The sequence below is a fragment of the Brevibacillus sp. BC25 genome, from assembly GCF_000282075.1.
In the GTDB taxonomy this organism is placed as follows: domain Bacteria; phylum Bacillota; class Bacilli; order Brevibacillales; family Brevibacillaceae; genus Brevibacillus.
Window position 1 is genome coordinate 1 of record NZ_AKIX01000091.1, and the last position, 21,449, is coordinate 21,449.

Annotated in this window: 18 protein-coding genes and 1 pseudogene; all 19 read right to left on the reverse strand. The window is 48.5% G+C overall.

Annotated elements, in window-relative coordinates:
• Nucleotides 1–388 (reverse strand): threonine/serine exporter ThrE family protein (locus PMI05_RS21810; RefSeq protein WP_007726406.1); only part of this gene is annotated, 388 nt, incomplete at its 3' end.
• 15 nt (nucleotides 389–403) lie between these two features.
• The gene (locus PMI05_RS21815) at nucleotides 404–1,339 is read right to left on the reverse strand and encodes a serine/threonine protein kinase (protein ID WP_369751237.1); all 936 of its coding nucleotides are present in this window, start codon (nucleotides 1,337–1,339) and stop codon (nucleotides 404–406) included.
• On the reverse strand, nucleotides 1,329–2,090 hold the full coding sequence (locus tag PMI05_RS21820; protein WP_007726408.1) for a VWA domain-containing protein: 762 nt from the start codon (nucleotides 2,088–2,090) through the stop codon (nucleotides 1,329–1,331). Before PMI05_RS21820 ends, PMI05_RS21815 begins: the two co-directional genes overlap by 11 nt.
• Before the next feature lie 120 nt (nucleotides 2,091–2,210).
• A complete protein-coding gene (spoIIE, locus tag PMI05_RS21825; RefSeq protein WP_007726409.1) occupies nucleotides 2,211–4,685 on the reverse strand; it encodes a stage II sporulation protein E in 2,475 nt (824 codons plus the stop codon).
• A gap of 285 nt (nucleotides 4,686–4,970) precedes the next feature.
• Nucleotides 4,971–5,342 carry a S1 RNA-binding domain-containing protein gene (locus tag PMI05_RS21830; RefSeq protein WP_007726410.1) on the reverse strand — a complete coding sequence of 124 codons (372 nt, stop codon included), beginning with the start codon at nucleotides 5,340–5,342 and terminating at the stop codon, nucleotides 4,971–4,973.
• A 41-nt stretch (nucleotides 5,343–5,383) separates the two neighbouring features.
• The gene (locus PMI05_RS21835; protein WP_007726411.1) at nucleotides 5,384–5,692 is read right to left on the reverse strand and encodes a septum formation initiator family protein; all 309 of its coding nucleotides are present in this window, start codon (nucleotides 5,690–5,692) and stop codon (nucleotides 5,384–5,386) included.
• Nucleotides 5,693–5,710: 18 nt separating this feature from the next.
• Entirely contained in the window at nucleotides 5,711–6,283 is a 573-nt protein-coding gene (yabQ, locus tag PMI05_RS21840) for a spore cortex biosynthesis protein YabQ (protein ID WP_007726412.1), read from the reverse strand.
• On the reverse strand, nucleotides 6,280–6,564 hold the full coding sequence (yabP, locus tag PMI05_RS21845; RefSeq protein WP_007726414.1) for a sporulation protein YabP: 285 nt from the start codon (nucleotides 6,562–6,564) through the stop codon (nucleotides 6,280–6,282). The genes yabQ and yabP overlap by 4 nt, the downstream gene beginning before the upstream one ends.
• Before the next feature lie 122 nt (nucleotides 6,565–6,686).
• On the reverse strand, nucleotides 6,687–8,720 hold the full coding sequence (locus tag PMI05_RS21850) for a copper amine oxidase N-terminal domain-containing protein (RefSeq protein WP_007726416.1): 2,034 nt from the start codon (nucleotides 8,718–8,720) through the stop codon (nucleotides 6,687–6,689).
• Between the two features lie 139 nt (nucleotides 8,721–8,859).
• Complete coding sequence (locus PMI05_RS21855) at nucleotides 8,860–10,995, reverse strand: GDYXXLXY domain-containing protein (protein WP_007726418.1); 2,136 nt, start codon at nucleotides 10,993–10,995, stop codon at nucleotides 8,860–8,862.
• 110 nt (nucleotides 10,996–11,105) lie between these two features.
• Nucleotides 11,106–11,399: an RNA-binding S4 domain-containing protein gene (locus PMI05_RS21860; RefSeq protein ID WP_007726420.1), complete on the reverse strand. Its 294-nt coding sequence runs from the start codon at nucleotides 11,397–11,399 to the stop codon at nucleotides 11,106–11,108.
• Nucleotides 11,386–12,858: a nucleoside triphosphate pyrophosphohydrolase gene (gene mazG / locus PMI05_RS21865; RefSeq protein ID WP_039961185.1), complete on the reverse strand. Its 1,473-nt coding sequence runs from the start codon at nucleotides 12,856–12,858 to the stop codon at nucleotides 11,386–11,388. The genes PMI05_RS21860 and mazG overlap by 14 nt, the downstream gene beginning before the upstream one ends.
• 9 nt (nucleotides 12,859–12,867) lie before the next feature.
• A complete protein-coding gene (locus tag PMI05_RS21870) occupies nucleotides 12,868–14,532 on the reverse strand; it encodes a polysaccharide biosynthesis protein (protein ID WP_007726423.1) in 1,665 nt (554 codons plus the stop codon).
• Between the two features lie 108 nt (nucleotides 14,533–14,640).
• Complete coding sequence (gene spoVT / locus PMI05_RS21875) at nucleotides 14,641–15,183, reverse strand: stage V sporulation protein T (RefSeq protein WP_007726425.1); 543 nt, start codon at nucleotides 15,181–15,183, stop codon at nucleotides 14,641–14,643.
• A 236-nt stretch (nucleotides 15,184–15,419) separates the two neighbouring features.
• Nucleotides 15,420–16,487 carry a peptidylprolyl isomerase gene (locus PMI05_RS21880; RefSeq protein WP_007726427.1) on the reverse strand — a complete coding sequence of 356 codons (1,068 nt, stop codon included), beginning with the start codon at nucleotides 16,485–16,487 and terminating at the stop codon, nucleotides 15,420–15,422.
• A gap of 40 nt (nucleotides 16,488–16,527) precedes the next feature.
• Nucleotides 16,528–20,076, reverse strand: a complete 3,549-nt coding sequence (gene mfd / locus PMI05_RS21885; protein WP_007726428.1) for a transcription-repair coupling factor — start codon at nucleotides 20,074–20,076, stop codon at nucleotides 16,528–16,530.
• Between the two features lie 146 nt (nucleotides 20,077–20,222).
• Nucleotides 20,223–20,453 (reverse strand): anti-sigma-F factor Fin, encoded by a 231-nt coding sequence (locus tag PMI05_RS21890; RefSeq protein ID WP_007726431.1) that lies wholly within the window; start codon nucleotides 20,451–20,453, stop codon nucleotides 20,223–20,225.
• 61 nt (nucleotides 20,454–20,514) lie between these two features.
• Complete coding sequence (gene pth / locus PMI05_RS21895) at nucleotides 20,515–21,084, reverse strand: aminoacyl-tRNA hydrolase (protein WP_007726435.1); 570 nt, start codon at nucleotides 21,082–21,084, stop codon at nucleotides 20,515–20,517.
• A 105-nt stretch (nucleotides 21,085–21,189) separates the two neighbouring features.
• Nucleotides 21,190–21,449 (reverse strand): annotated as a pseudogene (locus PMI05_RS21900) (50S ribosomal protein L25); the annotation flags it as partial.

Consider the following 21,449-nt stretch of genomic DNA (forward strand, 5'->3'; position numbering starts at 1 on the left):
AAAGGGAGCCGCTGGCCGTAGCGGCTGCTAGATGCTGCAACCATTTCGGATAGATCTGCTTTTTCTGATCGATCTCACGCAGCGTCCGATAGGCTTGCTCCAAATTAATTTTCCCACCGACAAACTGTCGGGAAACATCATTTACGAGCGTAATTTTATTGAGGTTGGTCGTACGTTTGGGGGTACGAACCATTCTAGTATGATCCAGTCCACTGCAACGAAAGGACAGAATGATGCTCGTAGGCGTAGCAGAGCTGTTGACGTCATCCATCCCCGCTGCCTTCGCAATCAATGCCATTGTCTCTTCCGTCCGGTATGTCTCTCCACCGTTTTTCAAAATAATCGAGCCTGCCAACAAGCAAGTATCCATCACCAAATCTGAGGACACGAACCGTCACATCCTTCACATAAACCATGCGTAATACAAAGTGCCAGCCAATAAGAGTAACGAGGCGACAAAAAGACCGTTAATGCCCGCCCCTGCGTTCCCTTTCGTCCGTGTTTTCTTTTGCGGCTTTTGCGGTTTGGCGCCCATGCTATCTCGCAAGACTGCCAACAGCTCCGCTCGCATTTCTTTCGCGGTCGCAAACTTGCCGTGAAACGCCTTCAATAAAGGCTCCCGGTAAGAATACAGGCTGTCACTTTTTCGTATTATATCACAGAGTAATATCGTGTGACGTGGGTCACCAAGGCTGTTTTTCCACGTTTCCGGTCCAACCGTCAAACGCACCATCATCACGGCTGTCGAGAACAAGTCATAACTTACTTCAGCCCGCCTATCACCTGCGTGCCAAAAAGCTCGATCGTACTCTTCTGTAAACTGTCGAACCGCATTACCCAACTTGGTCACTCCACCGAAATCAATCAAGCGTACCTGCTTGTCCGTTTGGGTAACCATCACATTCTGCGGCTTCAAATCACCAAAAATATAGCCATGTTGGTGCAAAACATCCAGTCGCGCCAGTAATTGAACCATCATCACGGCCACCCAATCTGTACCCTCTTGCTTAATATATTCATCCAGTTGCAGGCCTTGAAGATACTCCATGGCATAAAACGTACAGGCCTTCCCGTTTACAATGAGATCGTCCACGTCACACAGGAGCGGTCCCACTTTGGAATCCCGCCCCTGCTGTGTGCTTTTCAACACATTCACTTCCATTAAAATATCTATGCCTTCCACACCGACCTTAACCGCGCGCTGTACGCCACCTTGGGATACCAAGTACACGGTCCCGTTTGCACCACGCCCCAACTCCCGTAAGACGTGGTACGATTTTTTGTTCCACTTGCCTGTAAAGTGCTTGGGCAGGTCGGGGGTGGCTGCCTTAAAAGACATGGTCACGCAGCATTCCGTTCGAGTCGTCCTCTTCGTCTTGGTCGATGTAACGCTCTTGCAGCGTGCGTGGGAGCTTGTCCTGCTCAAACAGGGCAATTGCCTCTACGATGGCGGGGCCTGTAGGAGTAATTCCGCTCATCGCCAAATCACTCGTAATTTGATGGGCCTGCTCGACCTTTTCTGTCCACGGAATGCGGATATCGAGATGCTTTTGTTTCCCCGGAAATGAACCTACCGCCATTCTGCTTTGTCCACTCCGCGAATGCAGACTGATACTGAAATCGTGTATCGCTTGCTGAACAGCCGACAGCTTTGGCTTCATACTTCCTGAAGTATCGACCAGCATCACGACGTTCAAGCTGCTTTTTTCACCTAACTCGTCAACCATTCCGGCAACCTGCACTCTTTTATCAGGTGCCAGCTCCTCTATTCCGGAATCGCCTAAAATCTCTTTTAATTCTTTATTAACCACTTGATGAATGGTGCGCGTCATTGCTTTTCGCGTCAGCATTTGTACCGTTTGCGCAAGCTGTTGGGGGTACACGATGTCGCAGAGTCCACCGCCTGCTTCCGCAATATCCCTAATTTCCTTCTCCCCTTTCTCACCCAGCTCACTCTTGTCGATTACGCCAATCACATTGACCGTAATTCCTTGCTCTCGTGCCAATGCCGCTGCAGCAACGGGACTCATCCCCGAGTTGGAGCAGCCGTCTGTCACTACCAGTATTTGACGAAGTGTCGCTTCTTTCACAATAATCTCCCCATTCGATCTGTTTTGTCAGCCCCAGCTCCGTGTAGTGACCATTCATCCACTTCACTTCGCAGGGTATTTTTAGCAACAGTATCGACGGGTAATTGAGAAAACATACTCCTAACTCACAATCCGTGGACGCTCAAGCTTCTCCATCCCATGCACCGCGATGGCAGCCCACTGTGGTACAAAGCGATCAATTCGCGCCACCAACACAGTCATGTCATCAACAATTTGTCCGGAATGCTGGCGAATGACTTTTTCCAACAGTAAATCAGCGACCTCCTGTGGGTCATTCGTCTCCAGTTCACTGATGATTCGCTTCATCCACGCTTGCCTATTCTCAATATGGCGCGGCGCCTCATAGATGCCGTCGGACATCATTACGAGCAAATCACCTGGCTTGAGCATACGAGATACGACATCCACCTCGATTTCTTCCAAAATCCCCACTGGCAGGTTGTTGGCGGTGATCGTGATGACATCTTTATTTCTTTTGACAAAGCTCGGGGTAGAGCCGATTTTTACAAAACGCGTATGAGCTGTTTGCAAATCGATCAGAGCCAAGTCCACCGTCGCGAACATTTCCTCCTTGGAGCGCAGGGCGAGCACGGAGTTAACGGTTTTGATCGAAATTTTTTCGTCCATACCAGAGCGCAGAAGCTGCTGGAGCATATCGAGGGCGGACTGACTCTCTATGGATGCCCGCTCGCCATTTCCCATTCCATCGCTGATCGCCAGCGCCATTTTTCCATTACCCAAATCCATCGTGCGGAAGCTGTCACCAGATAATAGCTTGCCGTCCTTGGCTGCACCTGCGACCCCGATATCGATCTCATATGTTTTGGCGGAAGCAAGGCACATCGTGCATGAACCGTCTTTTTGCGCTTCACAATGCCGCTCGCGAACCACAATGTTTTCTCCCAAAATCTCCGTGAGCATGGGAGCCACGATCTTCGCGCATTCATCGCGGCCATAGCAAGTCGGCTGACTGATTTCGATATCGACCTTCCCTTCTTCCAAGCTGTGTATTTCTACGCGGCGTACCGACAGACCCAAGCCCTCCAATGCTTGTGAGACCTGCTTCTCCTGAAAGCTCAGCTCCATGCCCTCCCGTTGTATTTCCCGGGCAAAATCACTCATGACACGCGAGACTCCCGATAGCTGGTCAGCTACGAGCATCCGGCTTTCCTTTACCTGCTTTTTCAGTTGGTCAAACGATTGCTGGCGATCGTATTCCTGCTCCATTACAGTCATGACCTTTTCGGTTTTGACACACTTGCGCTCCCAATCACGCGGTGGTGTAACGCCAGCCAAGGTACCATTCTCGTACACTTTTTCCATTAAAAAGCGCATTCCCTCATAGGTCGATTGCGTATCTTTTTCCCAGCATTGTTCTTTTTTCCAGCATTTCTGGCAGGTAAATTCAGATACGCGGCTAAGAAAGGCATCGGCCTGTTCTTCAATTTCTTCAGGATCGGCTGTCTGGGCAAAGCTATGGGAGAGTTGCGTAAACAAATCGGAGAATTGCTGGATTTTGCCCGCTGTCACATCGCGGACTCTGCGCATGTATTCTTGATGGGATTGTAGATTCTCGGGAGTCCCGGGGATAAATCGGGCTACTTTTTTCCAAAGAGCAGCGGGGGTCAGAATGAAGAGCACAATGGCCAGAGAGGTTTCAATCAAGGAGAAGTAGAGTGTCTCTTCTGCTCCACCATAAATCGCAAGAATAGCCGTACCGATCAACAAGCCTGCGGATACGCCCACTTTGCCGCCTTCCTTCAGCAAGCCTGCCAGAAGACCGGAAAAAGCGAGCAGATTGATTTGTAAAAGAGCACTCACATTAGCCAGACTGAGGATGAGACCTGTGACCACACCAACAGCCGCACCGATCGTGCCACCACCGACAAAAGCAAAGACAAGCAGCAAATAACGTGTAAGTACATGCTCCATCGAAATGCCTTCGACCATCCAATCCACAGTACCCGTCATCAAGGAAGCCAGTAAAATGACTAACGAAACGATCTCTTCATTTTTGAGAGGCTCATAAGGCTTCGCCAAATGAATGATCGATAAGGACTGGATGAAGATGAGCGTCAGTACAAAGCCAAGAATCGCTTCCACTGCTACCATCACGAGCTCGTAGGTCGTTACCTGATTGGTCAGAACCGCATACAACAGACGACTGATGAAAATCGTCCCGACGACCAGCAAAGGCGTCCGTGAAAAATCTTTGTTGCGCATTTTATTCATCAGTTTGCAGGCAAACAAGGCAAGTATCACGCTCAAGGCGGTTTCCAGTCCAACAGGCACCGACTGGGTAAAAGCGCCGATAATAAGAGCCATCCCCGTGACAAGCAAACAATCTCGACGAATATAAAACATGACAATGAAATACGGTATAGCAAAGGGGGTTAGCTCTTCCACGATTAGAGCTCGTCCTAATAAGAAGCCCATGAGGATGGGGAGAACATTCCACTTCTCTATGAAATCTGCTACTTTTTCTCCCCACGTTTGGGCAGTGGTACCCATTCGATCGGACACTTGCCGCGTCCAAGCCTGTCCGGCTTGTGTTACGTTTTTGTTCGCAATCATTTCGCTCCACCCCGTTCTTGGTCAATGTGTTTCTCCATTATACGGAGGGGGCATTGTAAAATTTGTCAAAAATCCAATGAATATTCACAGAATCGTGCGACAAATTCAGTAACGCAAATGGACAAAAAAAACCGACGTTATGGCGGATAACGTCGGCTGACAGGTGATTCGCGCTTTGCGAAACGGGCTTAGGATACTCTATTCGTCAACACTTTGAAATGACCTTCCTATTTTTACAGTCAAAATGCACTTTTCACAAAGAAAGAAAAGTCATAATTTTCCGAATTAAAAAGACCGACCGCGGCCCTTTTTCTCTACGCTTTTCTTCAAGGAGGACTGCCTGTCTTCACTTTCTTTCAAAAAGCGGTTCAGTTTTTCTTCAAAGCCTTCACTTCGCCCCCGCTGATGGCGGGGTGGCCGTTCCTTTTCCATTGTTTTTTTGATTGAAAGACCGATTTTGCCCTCACGGAGGCTGAGGACTTTTACTTTTACCGTGTCTCCTATCTTTAAAAATTGATGGATGTCCCGGACGTAGACGTCAGCAATTTCACTAATATGCACCAGTCCGGTCACATCGCCCGGCAGTTGAACAAACGCCCCGAATTTGGTGATACCCGTGACTTTCCCTTCCAGTATGCTCCCGACCTCGATCTCCATGACGTGGAATGCCTCCCTCTCGTTGAAGATCAGCTGTATACTCAATCCGGAATGATATAGATGCTTTCGCCTTGCTTGGTAAACAAAATTCGCTTACGTACCAGCTCCGCCAAGTACTCCTGATCGTTTAGCCGGCTTGCTTCATAGGTCAGATCCTCTTGTTTTTGCTGCAAGACCGCTGATTCTTGCTTCAGGGCTTCCAGCTCTGTCTCCTTCTTGGACAACTCGCCACTTTGCAAAAACAAGGTATAGCTAGTCCAGACGAAAAAGCACAGGATCACAAAGAAAAAGAGACGCATTCTCCTTCTTTGTCCTTTTCGGTTAATGGAAGAGGTTCTTGCTTCCTTCATCAGTACGCCACCTCGAATCTACTCCCGTTTTCTCTTTGAGTGAAACCAATTCTTCCAATTGGTCCAAAATCCTGTTGTTTTTCCGAACATTTTTTTCCCCAAATGTTGACCCCATCTGGCAAAAGGAGAGGTGACAAAACGCGTCACTTTCCACAAAAAGCCGAGGATCGCGAGCAACACGGAATACAAAAATGTCAGCACCATGATGATCACTCGGAAAAGAAAGAGCACAGGACGTACAAGCAGGATGTCTATAATTTTTACGACCGTACGGTAAAACCACTGACAGAATTTTATCACGCTGTGCAAGAAAAGGATATACTTCTTACTACCTAATAAGAAATACAGCCACGCGCCAAATATCATTCCAAAAAATATCGGAAACCGAATAATCCCGTCGTTCACTTTCACCAAAATCAAGAAGACAGCGCCCATACTGCCCACCCAAAAAAGGATGTCAAAGAAAAAGACCAACCAGAGTGGTAGTCTGGTCTTGCCCTTAAATACATGGTACGTATCGAATCCCATACCCATCAGTGCACCACACGTCGACATGGCCAATACCGTCTGTAACTGGATGGCGATGTTCACTTGAATAACTTGCCGAAGAATCCTCTCGACCGATCGCCGGCCTGCCCTTGCTCCAGATAGGCCATCTCGTGAACGAGCCCCTCGATCGCTACTTCTCCGGTTTCCAGACTCAGATTTTTCATATGCAGGTTTTGGCCTCGTATGGTTAAAAAGCCGCCGTCCGTCTCCAAGAGGAATTCTTCGCTGTCAAAGCTTTCGACGTTTTTTACTCCCGATATCGCTAAGCTGCGACGATTAATCATCACGACTTCATGACGTGGCCGTCTCGTGTGATCGTTCATGATTACTCCCTCCTCACGTACCCTTCTTGTACTATCGTATGGGGAGGGATGTCCTGTTAGAACAAAAACGGTCCATACACAAAAGAAAACCCCGTATAAATACGGGGTTTGTCTAACTATCCTTACTTGTAAACGGTGTAGTTCCCGTTCACATAGATGATTTTGTAACCGGTACGCTCCGTGATGGTTTTCAGAGGCAGAGTAGGAACGTTGTTTTTCAACTGAACCGCTGCAGGCAGCGTTACATTTTTGCCATTGATGGTCGCTACGTTTGAACCGACCTTGAATTGCATAACCGTATTGCCGCTCACGACTTTGGCAGTCGTTTTGGTGTAGCTGATTGAAAACCCGAGTGCATCACGGAAAAACGTAGTTGGCATCAGCGTGTTGCCATTTACGGTATACGGTGCCACTGCGAGTCCGGTTGTTTTACCAGCCTTCGTAAAGGAAGCGACGCTCTGCTTGAAGCTCACGCCATTCAAAGCCACAACGGTCGCCGGACGAGAGAAGAGCAATCCTCTCTCCTCGGAGTTGTAGACGCCAATGCTGTACACACCTGGAGTAGCCGGATTCACAATGCCAGCTGTCTCGGCGATATTGACCTGAGCAGCTGTTTTTGCCGGAATATCCTGGGCAGGAATAATAATCAGATTTTGTCCGCGCACACCAACAAAGCTAGCGGCCACACCGTTCACCGTTACTGTGTTCGCTGGCAAGTAGGCTGGGACACGGAAGCCAACTGGGAGTACGACTTCAATGAAGCCCTGATTGCGAACAATCGGAGCGCCCATGGCTTTGATGCCGATTGAAATACCAGCAGGAGTAGAGGCCGTCGCTCTCGTCAGCCCAACCGTTGCCAATGTATTATCCACCGCGACTGGTGGAGTCACTCCAGAAACTTGGAATTCCTTCGACTTATAAGTCTTGTTGTCGATTTTGGTCGTCACGGTATAAGTTCCCGCTGTTCTCGGAGTGGTCAAGTAGCCTTCGAAGGCAAACTTGATGCTCGCCCGATTCGTACTAGTGAATCCGTAAGGTGTGCGGAAATAAACCTTATTCCCCAACACGCTTACATTCGTCACTTGAGCACCATTGACGGTGACGTTGTTGCTGGTAAGAATCGGTGGAACGGTTACCCCACTTGGGAATTCGACCTCGATTTCTACGTTCGAACCCAGCTTGGAGGAAAGATCCATATCAAACGTATAGCTCGTACGCGCTCCCGCTGAACTGTCGGACAAAGAAACGGTGAATGGTGTATTGCTTGTGTTTGTAATCTCTACATCTTTTGACTTGTAATCCTTGCTGTCATATTCCACTTCATACGAATAGTACTTGTCTGGCTTGGATGGGTTTACAATCCCCGCGGAAGAGGTAAACTCCAGCTTTATGTAGCTATCTCCGTCTGCACCACTCGGAATCTCAATCCGAATCGAGTCGTTGTCGAGAATCGAGACGTAATCCGGTTTGTACCCGTTTACTTTCACATCAGATTTGCTGATGCTCTTTGGCAGCATGTCCTTGGAGGGAAAATTGACATAAATGTATTTGCCCTCTTTCAGTTTGCTTTTTGAGCTGAGATTAAATTTCCCGAGCGTTAAGGAGATGGAGTCCTCGGCATTTTTACTGCTAGGGGAAGCCTCGAAGTCACCCTTGCTACTACTGCTGCTACTGCTCGAAGATTTGCTGATCGTAATCTTGTCGCCCTTGTAGCTGGTCTCCGCACTTGTTTTTACTTCGATTTCGTAGCTGCCCTTGTCTTCCGGGTTGGTGATATTATCAATGGTCAGTGTGAGTACAGTGCCTTTTTTGATCTTCTCATCGATTTCGATCTCGACCACATTCTTGCTTACGTATACGCTGTCGATCGAAATTTCGTCATCGTCATCATCTTCCAGCGTGACATCCGATTTTTTCAATTTTTTATCCACCGAATAGTCAGATGGGAATCTAACGAAAATACTGTCGCCCGATGATAGGTCCTTATTGATTTCAAACTCAATCGTATATTCTGTTTCTTCGTCCACACGTGTACTGTCTGCAGAAACATCCTCGATAGAGAGAGCATAAGCCGCTTTTGGCTCGAGCATCAGTGGACTTGCCAGTACCGCAGTAGCCAGCAGCACTGAGATCCCTTTGTTTACGCTTTTGTTCAACGGTAACGCCTCCTTCTCTACAATTCCCTACTATGATAGGAAATGTTCGGCAGGAAAGGGTTACAGACTGGTAACGAATGATTTTCCTCACGCAAAAGAAGCTGCCCGATGACACAGGCAGCTTCTTCTTTTGGAATATCTACTGATTCGACAGGCTCTCCAGGATGGCATCGCCTCTCTCACCAATTTTCACGATAGCGTACTTGGCATTCCGCTCCACTTCAAGTCCGGTTCCTTCTGGGACAAAGTAGCTTTCTATGCCGTATTCCACCCGATTAATACCGATCGCACTTCCATTAATTACCACATCCGATGATTGAGGCTCGTAGGTACGATTCCATTGACCATCGATCTCATAAAAACCACTGTAGCTGTGCAATCCATCTGCTTGTTGGCGCAGTACGACTCGAATCTTATCCCTTGAGTCAACCTGTTCCTGGTCCAGTGTAGATATGGTGTAGTCAAGCCTGACGTAATCACCTTGCAGTAACGAACGCGGATCGATTGGGACTAGCTCCAGCTTCACCGTTTTTCCGTTGGCCAGGATTGTCTCACTGCTCCATACTTGATAGCCAACCAAAACAAATTGCAGCAAAATGATAGGAAGCAACACAAGCGCTTTTCTCACAAAAAGGGAAGGCTCGTTTTTCGGCCACTCGATTTTCGACCTTCGATCCCACCACAAGGTAGCGATGAAAAACACCAGGCTGAGCAGAAGCAGGCTCAGTGACTTGTGCAGCAAGCTCCATAGCATGTCGTAGTACTTCATGAGGAGAAAGGCAAACCAGAAACCGAGCACGATTCCGAATCTCACCTTATTTTGCTGATGCAATGTCCGGTACAACAAATACGTGCTGACTGCGAAAAAAGCCAGATTCACTACCACATTCATGGAGCCAGATTGAAACCGTTCCTCAGTCAGGATCAAAAGCGAGAGTAAGGCATACACCAACGAGCTGTTTTGCAAAACGACTGGCAATTGCTTTACGTAATGCATCGCCAATTGCGTAGTAAATATGATCAAGAGTACATATTCAAAGGAAGGCAGATACTCATCCAGCTTCGTAGCCAGGACGACTAAAAAGGTCAGCTGTGTCAAAAGCCGCGCCGGAATGGCAGAGACAGCTTTCCATACGTATAACAGTACCAACAGGAAAACGATCCAGTAAGCTCCTTCTAAAAAGAGAACAGAACCGACACCCAATATATACCCCATTGAGAGCAGCGTATATCGTACCGTTGCATTCATCTTGCTCATAAACACCACAGGGCCAATAAAGCCAATTAAGGAAAGGAAAAACAGCAAATCAATAACCGTTTCCTCTTGAATGATCAGAAAAAGCAGACCTGCTATCGAAATAGCTCCAATAGATGCGGCAATGGTCGTAACGAGAACCGTAAATGCCTCTTGAAAAAACACAACCCATTTGCTTTTTTGATACGCTGATTCCTTGCGCAGCCAATTAATCCCTGCAACTGCTCCCCAAATAATGAGTACGGTCAGCAGCAGCATCAAAACAAAGAAGCCTTCTGAGAAATACTTCACCATGTAGGATATGAATGTAACGAGCACAAACAGCGAGAGCAACGAGGCCGTCACAATCAGAAACCCGCGACTCGGCACCCATTTTAAAAACGTGACAAACAGGATACCGCCCGTCAGGACATATAAAAGCTCAGGGAGCGGACCATACACTTCGGTGAAGGATGAACCGAAAAGACTGACGGAAAACGTCAGAAACGATAAGTAGTAGATCGGCTTGGAATGCAATTTCCCCGTAGAGGTTAGCCAGAACAAGATGATATTACCCAAGGCAATCAACCAAAACATCATGAACCACCACTCGTCTTCACGCGCTACACGAATAACGGATGGATGGAGAAAGAAATAAATCGCCAAATGAGCAAGGACATAGCTGATGACATAGAATGGTTGATACCGCGTCAAAATCGCGAACAGCAAATTCGGAATGAGCCATACGACGAACAGCATGTAGCTATCGGCATGACTATTGTATATTTGCCCCAACAAAGCCACACTGATGCCAAAAGCCAAGCCTCCAGCCACCAGAAGCCAATTGCTCAAAAACGTATGTCGTTTGATGAAACGCAGTCCATAGGATAATAAATAAAAAAGAACAAGGATTGCTATACTGACGCCGATCTTTTGCTCCCTGACCATAAGCGGCCAGTTCGAGGCAAAAAAGTACAGGATAGATGATAGCAGAAGCGAAATGGACAAAAAGTAGCCCGTTCGAACTCCGTTTTGTTGCATACAGCACACATCCCTTCGGAAATGCCTTCAGGTACTCTCATTATATCCTTTGATTGGGAAAAAAGCCTAAAAAAAGACTGCCATCTCGGCAGTCTCTTTTTGCGCGCACATTACCCTTTGAGGTAGGCGTCTTCTTCTTTTTCATCACGCGGAACGGGAACTTCGCCAATGACGCTATACAGCGAAGCCGCTTCTTCCTTGCGTGGGTTTTCCTTGATGTCCTCTACTTTTACCGACACGATTTTTTGTCCGAAACGGATCGCCAGCTTGTCGCCGATTTTCACGTTACTGGACGCCTTTGCAGGGCGATCGTTGATTTCCACACGCTGTTTGTCGCACACTTCTTTTGCGAGCGTGCGCCGCTTGATCAGTCGAGACACTTTCAAATATTTATCGAGTCTCATGTTTGGCTTCCTCCCACCATTTGTCCATCTCTTGCAGGTCTGTCTGCTCGAAGGTACGACCCGCCTCTTGCAGCTTGCCTTCAATATAGGAAAAGCGCTTCTTGAACTTGTTGTTGGTCAATGCGAGGGCTTCCTCTGGATCGAGCTTCAGGAATCGCGCCAGATTGACCACCGCGAATAGCAAATCACCCAATTCGCCAGCACGTTCCTCCTCTGATGCTTCTTGCAGCTCGCGGTACTCCTCTTCTACCTTTTTGTACACGTCTGCAATATCGTCCCAGTCAAAGCCGACTTGCGCTGCTTTTTTCTGTAGCTTGTACGCATACATCAATGCTGGCAAGTCACGCGGTATTCCCGCCAACTGTGATTGAACCGTTACATCGATGCCTTTTGCTGCTTTTTCCTGTGCTTTGATCTCCTGCCAATTCGCCAGCGCTTCCTCGGAATCATTCGCGCTCTTTTCCCCGAATACATGCGGGTGGCGGCGAACTAGCTTTTCATTCAACGTCGCGACAACATCATCTACCGAAAAATATCCGTCTTCGGCTGCCATCTGCGAATGCAGCATGATTTGCATCAGCAAATCACCCAGTTCCTCACACATCGCATCTGGATCATCGTCGTCGATCGTCTCCAAAACCTCGTACGTCTCTTCAATCAAGTTTTTGCGGATGCTTTGATGTGTTTGCTCGCGATCCCACGGGCATCCATCCGGACTGCGCAGGATCGCCACGATCTCCTTCAAGTAGGAGAATTGGCGGTACGATACCTTCTCATCCTTCGTCGGTGGTACATACACCAGGGACAAATTCCCGAAATGATCGAGTCTGTCCAGTTCATACAACGGCACTGTCTCAATGATTTCTTGCCCCGCTACCCCTACGGCAGTCGCTACCGTCACCTCGTAATCGTCCGGCAGCACTTCCATCAAGGTCAGCTTCACATCAGAAGCCACAAAGGCATCGTACACTTGCGCGATAATCGTATGCAGACCCGGTGATACTTGATGAGCAGCGAGCGCCGTCCCATCCAGCAAAGAGAATCCCTCGATCGGGTCGATATGTAGGCGGGCAAACAACGGATCGATAAAGCTCTGTCCACCGCCAATTTCGATTTCTACGCCACGGTTTGGTCCCTCTGCCAACAACAGCTGCACGGTACGTTCTGCCACCAAAGGATGACCTGGCACAGCATAGACAAGACTGCCTGCTTCGTTTACCCGTGAAAAAAGCCGCTCCACAATATCGGTGTACACATCCGAAAACGTATCGTGCTGCTCATATACGTCATCAAAGGACTCAATCGCGATGCCTTCTGCGATCAACTCGGCTACGACCGGATGCTCTTTCGTACGCAAATACAGCTGTTTAGCAGCTTTAAGCGTACGATAGATGCCATAAGGAAGCTGGTCCAAATCTCCGGCACCAAGACCGACTACGGTAATGGTCTTATTCTTCATTTCCACACGTCACGCCTCCTTTTCGTTCATTCTTGCTTTCTCCGCTGGGAGGAGCTTATATTTCGTTAACAGCGAAGCAATTCGCTTCCCTTTTGGCAAAAATTGAATATCGTTTCTCGTAAGTCCACCCGTTTTCAAAAGCGCCAGCAAATAGACCAATGCTCCTGAACCGACAGCAATCAAGCCTACCAGCGTATAGAACAAGCGATTTGAAAGTCCGGCACCGCCGAGCACTGTATTAGCGAGCCACTCCACAATCAGCACGACAATCGACATCACCACGACGGACACAAATGGCTTTTTCACCGTTTGGTGGAATCCAATGTGTGCTCCTGTGTATTTGATTACCGCAAGAACGTTCAGTCCCATGGCGACCAAATAAGCTAAAACAGTGGCCACTGCTGCGCCAGAAATACCCCAGAACGGAACGAGCGCCAGATTGAGGATGAGCTTCACCAACACACCAATAAACAGGTTGCGGGCAGGTCGCATTACGCGTCCCAAGCCTTGCAAAATCCCCGCGCTGGCAATACTCACTGTGGCGAAAATAATCGTGAAGGACTGTACAGCGAGGGCCTCGGTACCGTTGCTGTCTCCGTAGAGCATGACGTTGATCGGCTCCGCCAACAGAGCAAGTCCAAAGGAAGCAGGTAATCCCAATAGGAAGGTGAGTCGAATCGCGATTTCGGAACGATGAGAGATCAATTGATGCTGACGCTGAGCAACAGCTTCACTGATCGCAGGCACTAATGCCAGAGACAAGGACGTGGCGAAAAACGTACCAAACTGAATGAGTGGCTGACCACGGTCAAATGCACCCTTTAAGAGCTTGGCCAAGTCCTCCGGTGTCCCGCTCCATTGCAGCATATTGACGACGGTCATCGAGTCTACAAGCGGAACAAGCGGCAGAACCAGTGCGCCCATACAAATCGGAACGGCGTAGGTCAAGAGATGACGTAATATTTGACGATTGGTCCACGATTGCGCTGCCGATTGCTGTACGTGACCGATGGACAGCTGCCCCATCTTCTTGTCCGCTCTCCAATACCAAAGCAAGACGAGAATAGCGGCAATGGCACCTGGAAAAGCAGCAAATACGGCACCTGTACCAGCCAGGTAAGGGTCCTGATACACGTTCATCGCCCAGAATGCAGCAACCAGAATGAAAATCACGCGAATGAACTGCTCAGCAACCTGAGAGACTCCAGTCGGCATCATATTTTGATGCCCTTGAAAATAGCCGCGCAAGATCGCAACCATCGGCACCAATGGCAGTGACCAAGCTACTGCTCGGAGCGGGGTAATCAAATGCTCATCACCCATCATACGAGCAATCATAGGTGCTCCTCCATATAACAGTAAGAAGAAAAAGATCCCGAGAACGACCAGCGATATACTGGCTACTCGAAACGCCCTGCGCGCCCCGATCGCATCCCCAACAGCGACCCGCTCTGAGACGATCTTGGAGATGGCAATGGGGAAACCCGCCGTCGCTAGAATCAACAACGCGGTGTACAGCGGGTATACTTGCATATATACGTACAAGCCGATATCTCCGGCAATGTTTTGGTATGGGATGCGGTATACAGCGCCTAACAGCTTGGAGACAAGACCGGCAATTCCAAGTATCGCCGCGCCTTTCACAAATTGAACGGAAGCCTTTTCTTGAGCCATGTGCGTGAAATTTCTCCTCTCCAACCTAAAACTTCGTTCATTATACCACAAGGCCATAGGCACAAGAAAAACAGCCCCGGGGTACGAGGCTGTTTTTGCTGATCGATCCTACTGCTCCATCTGCTTTGCCAGGAAACCGGCCGCTGTTTCCGACATTTTGATCTCCAAATCACTCATCTTGGTTGACTCGTTTTTGTTGAGGAGGATCACGGACCCGATTGGATCGCCTCCTGCTACAATCGGTGCAACGACGAACGAGCCATATGTCTCGTTCATGTCACGACAAATTTCATAAGAGCCTGTGTTTTTCTCCAGTCTGGTCTTTCTTTCCTCCAAGCATTTCTCGACAATACTGCCAATTGGCTTCTCCAAGTATTCCTTTTTGGATGCCCCCGACACAGCAATGACAGTATCCCTGTCTGAAATCAGTACGGTATGATTCATGCTTTCATACAAAGAGTCCGCGTACTCTTTTGCAAAATCACCCAATTCTCCAATCGGTGAATACTTTTTGAGAATGACTTCTCCGTCACGATCCACAAAAATCTCAAGCGGGTCGCCCTCACGAATGCGCAGTGTACGACGAATCTCCTTAGGAATCACGACCCTACCGAGGTCGTCAATTCGACGAACGATACCAGTTGCTTTCATGTCTTGTTGCCTCGCTTTCCCGTAAGAAGTGGGTAGTGAATAGATGGTGGTTGGTTAGTTGTATTTTTTCCTCAAATTCTAATTTTAACTATGGGTGAAGGTATCAATTTTTACCAGTTACTTCAATTACTCTCCCCCGGGTGGTAGCGAGTGATAATAGTATTTGCCCATGTTTGAAGAATATGCGAGAAAACGAAAAAACAGGGAAACGAATTCCCTGTTTTTCTTCGAACTTCTTATTTCTTCGCCGGAGCATCATTTTTGGACTGCGGGATGTTGAATTTCGTAATGAGCTTGTCCAGCTCGTTCTTGCCGAAAGCATCGTAGGCTTTCTCCAAAGAACTCGCGCGGAGCTGTTCCTTCATCTCATCAAAGGTCTTTTCTTTGCGATTCTCGACCTTAATAATATGGTAACCAAAATCAGTTTTTACTGGCGGGCCAACTTCACCGACTTTTTGTGTCAGGGAAGCTTCTTTAAATTCTGGTACCCATTGCGTTACATCTGCATTTTCGTACAAGCCGCCAGACTCCTTGCTGCCTGGGTCATCTGTGAACTCTGTTGCCAGCTTCGCGAAGTCTTCACCCTTTTTCAGGCGCGCTACCAAGTCATTGGAGATTTTCAACGCCTCTTCTGGTTTGCGCTTTTCGGTAGAGATCAGGATGTGGCGAACAGAAGCAACTGTACGGGAAGCTTTGTCCATTTGATCATAGGTTTGCTTCAGCGTAGCATCGTCGATATTCTTTTTCATCACATTGATGGACTGGTTGATCAGGTCCATCTGATGTACGATCATGTCCTTGGTTACGCCTTGGCCTTCCATGAGCTTGTTGAATTGAGCTTCATCCTTGCCCAAAAAGCTCATGTATTGCGTTTTGATTTTCTCGAAGGTTTTCTCAGCGAGTTCTTTGGACTCTTTTTTCATGGCATCGTCAGAACGGCTAGCCAAAACCTTGGTAGCTGTATACTCACGCGCAAATGCTTTCAGTGAGTTGCTATCAGCCATTTCAATCATGGTGCCTTGTTGTGGGTTCATGAAGTTAATGACACGCAGGAACTCTTCGAACTCTTGTCCTGCGACAGTTCCTCCTTGATACTCCACAATGACCGCTTTCTGGTCTGCTGCGTAAGGCAGCGTGAGTTTAGGGAATTGTACCAAAGGATCATTAGCAGCTTGATTGCCGCCATCTGTCTGATTCGCTGGAGTTTTTGAATCTTGTTTCGCTTCTTCTGCTTTTCCGCCGCAACCAGTCATGAGTGCCACGACCAGAACAGCCGAAGATAGAATCGCTACTGAACGTTTCATAAATAAGGTTCTCCCTTCCCGGGCAAGCCCATTTTGTCAGTTAAGACACAGGGCTCTCCGTACCGGTGTCTCTTCGCACCTGGTGAAATTGACGCAGCAGCTTTTCAACCAACTGCACGCCCTCATCTTCTTTTAACCCCTTTACTTTAACAGCAATCGTGATCTGTTGTCCACCCGACAGACCAACCCTCTTGCTCCAGTTGCTGGTAAGCGCAAACAGCGCTCCACCATCGATGTTGTTGTTCTGACTAGGGTGCAGGAACAATTTGATCTCGTCTGGATTCTTTTGGCTAATTTCTGTGATGTGGTGCTTCAGGGCATACACACGCAAACGGGAAATGGTCAACAGATTATCAACCGGCTTCGGAACGGGTCCAAAACGGTCCAGCAGCTCCTCTGACAGATCGTCGACGTCTTCCAAGGTAGACACCGCGACAAACTTTTTGTACATCTCGATTTTTTGTCGGCTGTCCGTAATGTACATCGATGGAATATAGGCATCCAATTGCAGATTGATCTCCACAGGTGTGACAATTTCGTGTTTGACTTCGCCCTTCAGCTCATCAATGGCCTCTTTCAACATCTGGCTGTACAAGTCGAATCCGACCGTATTAATAAAACCATGCTGCTCAGCGCCCAGCAAATTACCCGCTCCACGAATGGACAAGTCTCGCATCGCGATCTTGAAACCAGAGCCGAGCTCGGTAAATTCCTTGATGGCTTGCAGACGTTTTTCCGCTACCTCTGTCAGCACCTTGTCTCGTTGATACGTAAAGTAAGCGTACGCAATTCGATTGGAACGACCTACACGTCCACGCAGCTGATACAGCTGGGACAAGCCCATTTTATCTGCATTGTAAATAATCAGCGTATTGACGTTCGGAATGTCCACCCCGGTCTCAATGATCGTCGTGCTGACCAATACGTCAAAATTCCCTTCCAAAAAGTCGAGAATGACGCCTTCTAGCTCGCTTTCGTTCATCTGCCCATGCGCTACAGCGATACGCGCGTCTGGAACGAGCATAGAAATCTGTTCCGCCATCTGTTCGATTCCTTGTACTTGGTTGTAGAGGAAGAACACTTGCCCATCACGAGCCATCTCACGCTCAATCGCTTCACGAACGAGGGCAGGGCTGTAATCCATCACATACGTCTGCACCGGAAAACGATTTTCTGGCGGTGTTTCGATAACAGACAAATCACGCACACCGAGCATCGACATGTGCAAGGTACGTGGAATCGGCGTAGCGGTCAGAGTCATGACATCCACATTCGTTTTGATCTGCTTCAGCTTTTCCTTGTGGCTCACACCGAAGCGCTGCTCCTCGTCTACGATTAACAGACCGAGCTCGCGGAATGTCAGGTCTTTGGAAAGCAGACGGTGCGTACCGATGACGACATCGACTGTGCCTTCCTTCAGTCCTTTTAGTGTGGCATTCTGCTCTTTGCGCGAACGGAATCGACTCAATACCTCCACGCGGATTGGATATTCCGCAAAACGCTCACGGAACGTCTCGTAATGCTGTTGAGCAAGAATCGTAGTTGGAACCAAAACAGCTACCTGTTTTCCATCCATGACAGCCTTGAAGGCAGCACGAATCGCAACCTCTGTCTTCCCGTAACCCACGTCCCCACAAACGAGGCGATCCATCGGACGTTTGCGCTCCATGTCCGCTTTCACTTCAGAAATCGCGCGGAGCTGGTCTTGTGTTTCCTGATACGGGAACATCGACTCAAATTCACGCTGCTCTGTCGTGTCGGGAGAGAATATATGACCGACAGCCGATTCGCGGGCTGCGTACAGTTTGATCAAATCTTCGGCGATATCCTTTACAGACGACTGGACTTTGTTTTTGACGCGTTTCCACTCGCTGCCACCCAAGCTGTATATCTTCGGCTGTGCCTCTTCGCTCGCCACGTACTTCTGCACATGGTCGATTTGATCAATCGGAACAAACAGACTGTCTCCTGCGGCGTATTGAATATGAAGGTAATCTTTATGAATTCCGAGAATTTCCTTGGTTTCAATTCCAAGGTATTTTCCAATCCCGTGATTGACGTGGACGACGAAATCACCAGGCTTGAGCTCGAGGTAGTTTTTGATACGCTCCGCGTTGTTCATCGTCTGTTGAACCTTGCGTGCCTTGCGCTGTTTCGCGGTAAATACTTCCCCTTCCGTAATAACAACCAGCTTGTTTAGCGGCAGCTCAAAGCCTGTCTGGAGGTTTCCTAAAATGATCGTAGGACGCCCCGGAGGCACCGTCTCCACTGCATCTGATAAAACGTCCGCTTCCATTTCGTAGTCATGCAGGACACGCTCCAGTCGCTTCGCACGCTCCAAATCAGCTGCGACAAAGACGATCTGATCCTGGGACTTCTTCCAACGGGCCAGTTCTGTTTTCAATACATTCATCTGTCCGTGGAAGTTTTGCATGGTGCGGCAAGTCAGATTCACGATGTTTTGCGGCTGGGTCTTCGGTGATTGTCTCAAAAATAGGGAGAGGTAAACGATCTGGCGCTTTTTCGTCGACACGATCTCGTCGTACGTGCGCGACAGGCTGAGATTGGACATATATTCGCCCTGGATGATGCGTCCTGTCAGCCATTCCCCTTCTTCTTTTTGCAATTGCGCTGCCGTATCCAACACACGGGAAGGCTCATCAACGATCAGCAAGGTATCGGAAGGCATATAGGACAATAATGTATCACCGGTCGGGTAAATGACAGAGATGTACGAATACAGCTGTGCAAAACGCTGTCCTTGCTTCATTCTCTCTGCATCAGAGCCGATTCGCTCCATGACCTTTTCCTTGGCAGCCCCATCCTTCAAATTAGCGAGGGTTTCTCCCAGCTTTTGTTCTAAGCGAACAGCCGATTCCTGCAATAACGGAGTCGTAGCGATCATTTCTTTTGCCGGACCGAGAATATACGTCTGAACGGATTCCAATGACCGTTGGGAGAGCATATCAAACGTACGGATCGAGTCGATCTCCACATCAAAAAGCTCAATCCTCACCGGCCACTCCGAATCGATCGGATACAAGTCGATAATTCCACCGCGAATACTCATTTCTCCCTTGCGCTCGACCATGTCTACTCGCTCATAACCAAGCTCAATACATCGGAGCAAAAAGGACTCGATATCGAGCTCATCACCGACGGATAACTGAATTTGTGCTTCCTTCCATACTTGCGGGGGAACAACCAAGCGACGCAAGCCAGCAAAAGGGGCAACCAAAAAACCCGTAAAGCCTTGGGCCAGACGGTTGAATACATGAATTCGCTGCGCCAGCATTTCAGGGCTGGCAATGGCAAGCTCAGAGCCAATCAGCTCATTACCGGGATAAAGCAACACCTGATCAGAGGGAACCAACTCGATCAAATCTTCGTATACTTTTTGTGCTTGGTACATGTTATGCGTCACTACGCAGACCGGACGATCTGACATTTGTTGTAATGACGCCATCAATACTTGCCGGGCGGAACCAGCTAAGCCAGAGACAAGCTGCTCATATAGCCCCTTCTCCAAACCAGCCACGATTGTCCCGACATTCGTGTCCTGTTTCATCGGGTTAATGATGACTTGCATTCACTAATCCCCTCTCTAATTCTTCTGTCAACTAAAATCAGACCTTTGCTTACGTTCACAACAACCGCAGGTCAGCCATGCGAAAAGAAGCCTTAGCTCCCCAAGCTAAGGCCTTGTCAGTGCAAGCCTTCCTAATGCGTATCCACTTATTGAAGTGGGTTTCCGACTAGCGAAAGCTCTGGATGCTGAATCAGCGCTTCACGGCAATAGTCGCACGTGATGCTGACGACCGTATCTCCACTTTGTTCTCTCGATATTATAAGAGCACGTTCCTCCGGGGTCAAGGAATCAAACCCGAGCTGCGCTTCTGTTACTTGCGATTCGTCAAATTCTGCAATCTTCATGCCGCAGCAACGACATGTATAGCGTATGCTCATGCACATACCACCCCCATACTGTTCCTATCGGTTAGTATGGACGATTGGGTGGGAAATCATACTACTTCTTCAAGCTGTTGTAATGGTTCATGACCTTTAAAAACGACTCTCTTGTCCACATGGCGCATGCATCAGCAGCCAAGCTCACCGCTTCTTGAATGTCGGCTCTTTCCGCCACTGGAAACGTATTCAAAACATAGTCGCTGACGCTCCGCCCTGATTCAGGACGACTGATTCCGACCTTGATTCGTTTAAACTCCTGTGTGCCCAAATGCTGAATCATCGACTTGATGCCGTTGTGCCCACCAGCGCTGCCTTTTTCCCGGAGACGAAGATGTCCAGTCGGCAAATCAAGATCGTCGTAGATGACGACGAGATCGTCCGGAATCAGCTTGTAAAACTTGAGGACTTCCGCTACCGATTCACCGGAGAGATTCATGTATGTCTGTGGCTTCACCAGCAGTACCTTGTCGGCTTCGATTCGGCCTTCGCCCACGAGGGCACGAAACTTGTTTTGCGTAACAGGAATTCCCCATTTGTCGCTAATCTTATCTATGGCCATAAAGCCAGCATTATGTCTGGTGTCTTCATATTTTTTGCCGGGATTGCCCAATCCAATTATGACTTTCACGCTTATTCCCTCCTACTCTCTTCCCATTGTACTCGAATGGTCACGTGAACAAAAGGAAAAGGGCAGAGATGAAATCACCTCGCCCTTCTTTTTCATGCCCCGATTTTATTCGTTAGCGGTTCCTGCTTTTTCGGCCACTGCTTCTGCTTCTTGCTCCGCATCAATCGATTCTTCGGACTTGACCTTAACTGGCAGGACACTGATCAGCACTTCCGTGGAATCAAGCCCCAGCTCCACTCCTGGTGGGACAGTCAGATCCCCTACCAAAACGACATCCCCGATATTGAACCCGTCGACATCGACCAGAAACGATTCTGGTATATTACCTGGCAAGCACGTCACTTCCACACTGTGGCGGACAAGGG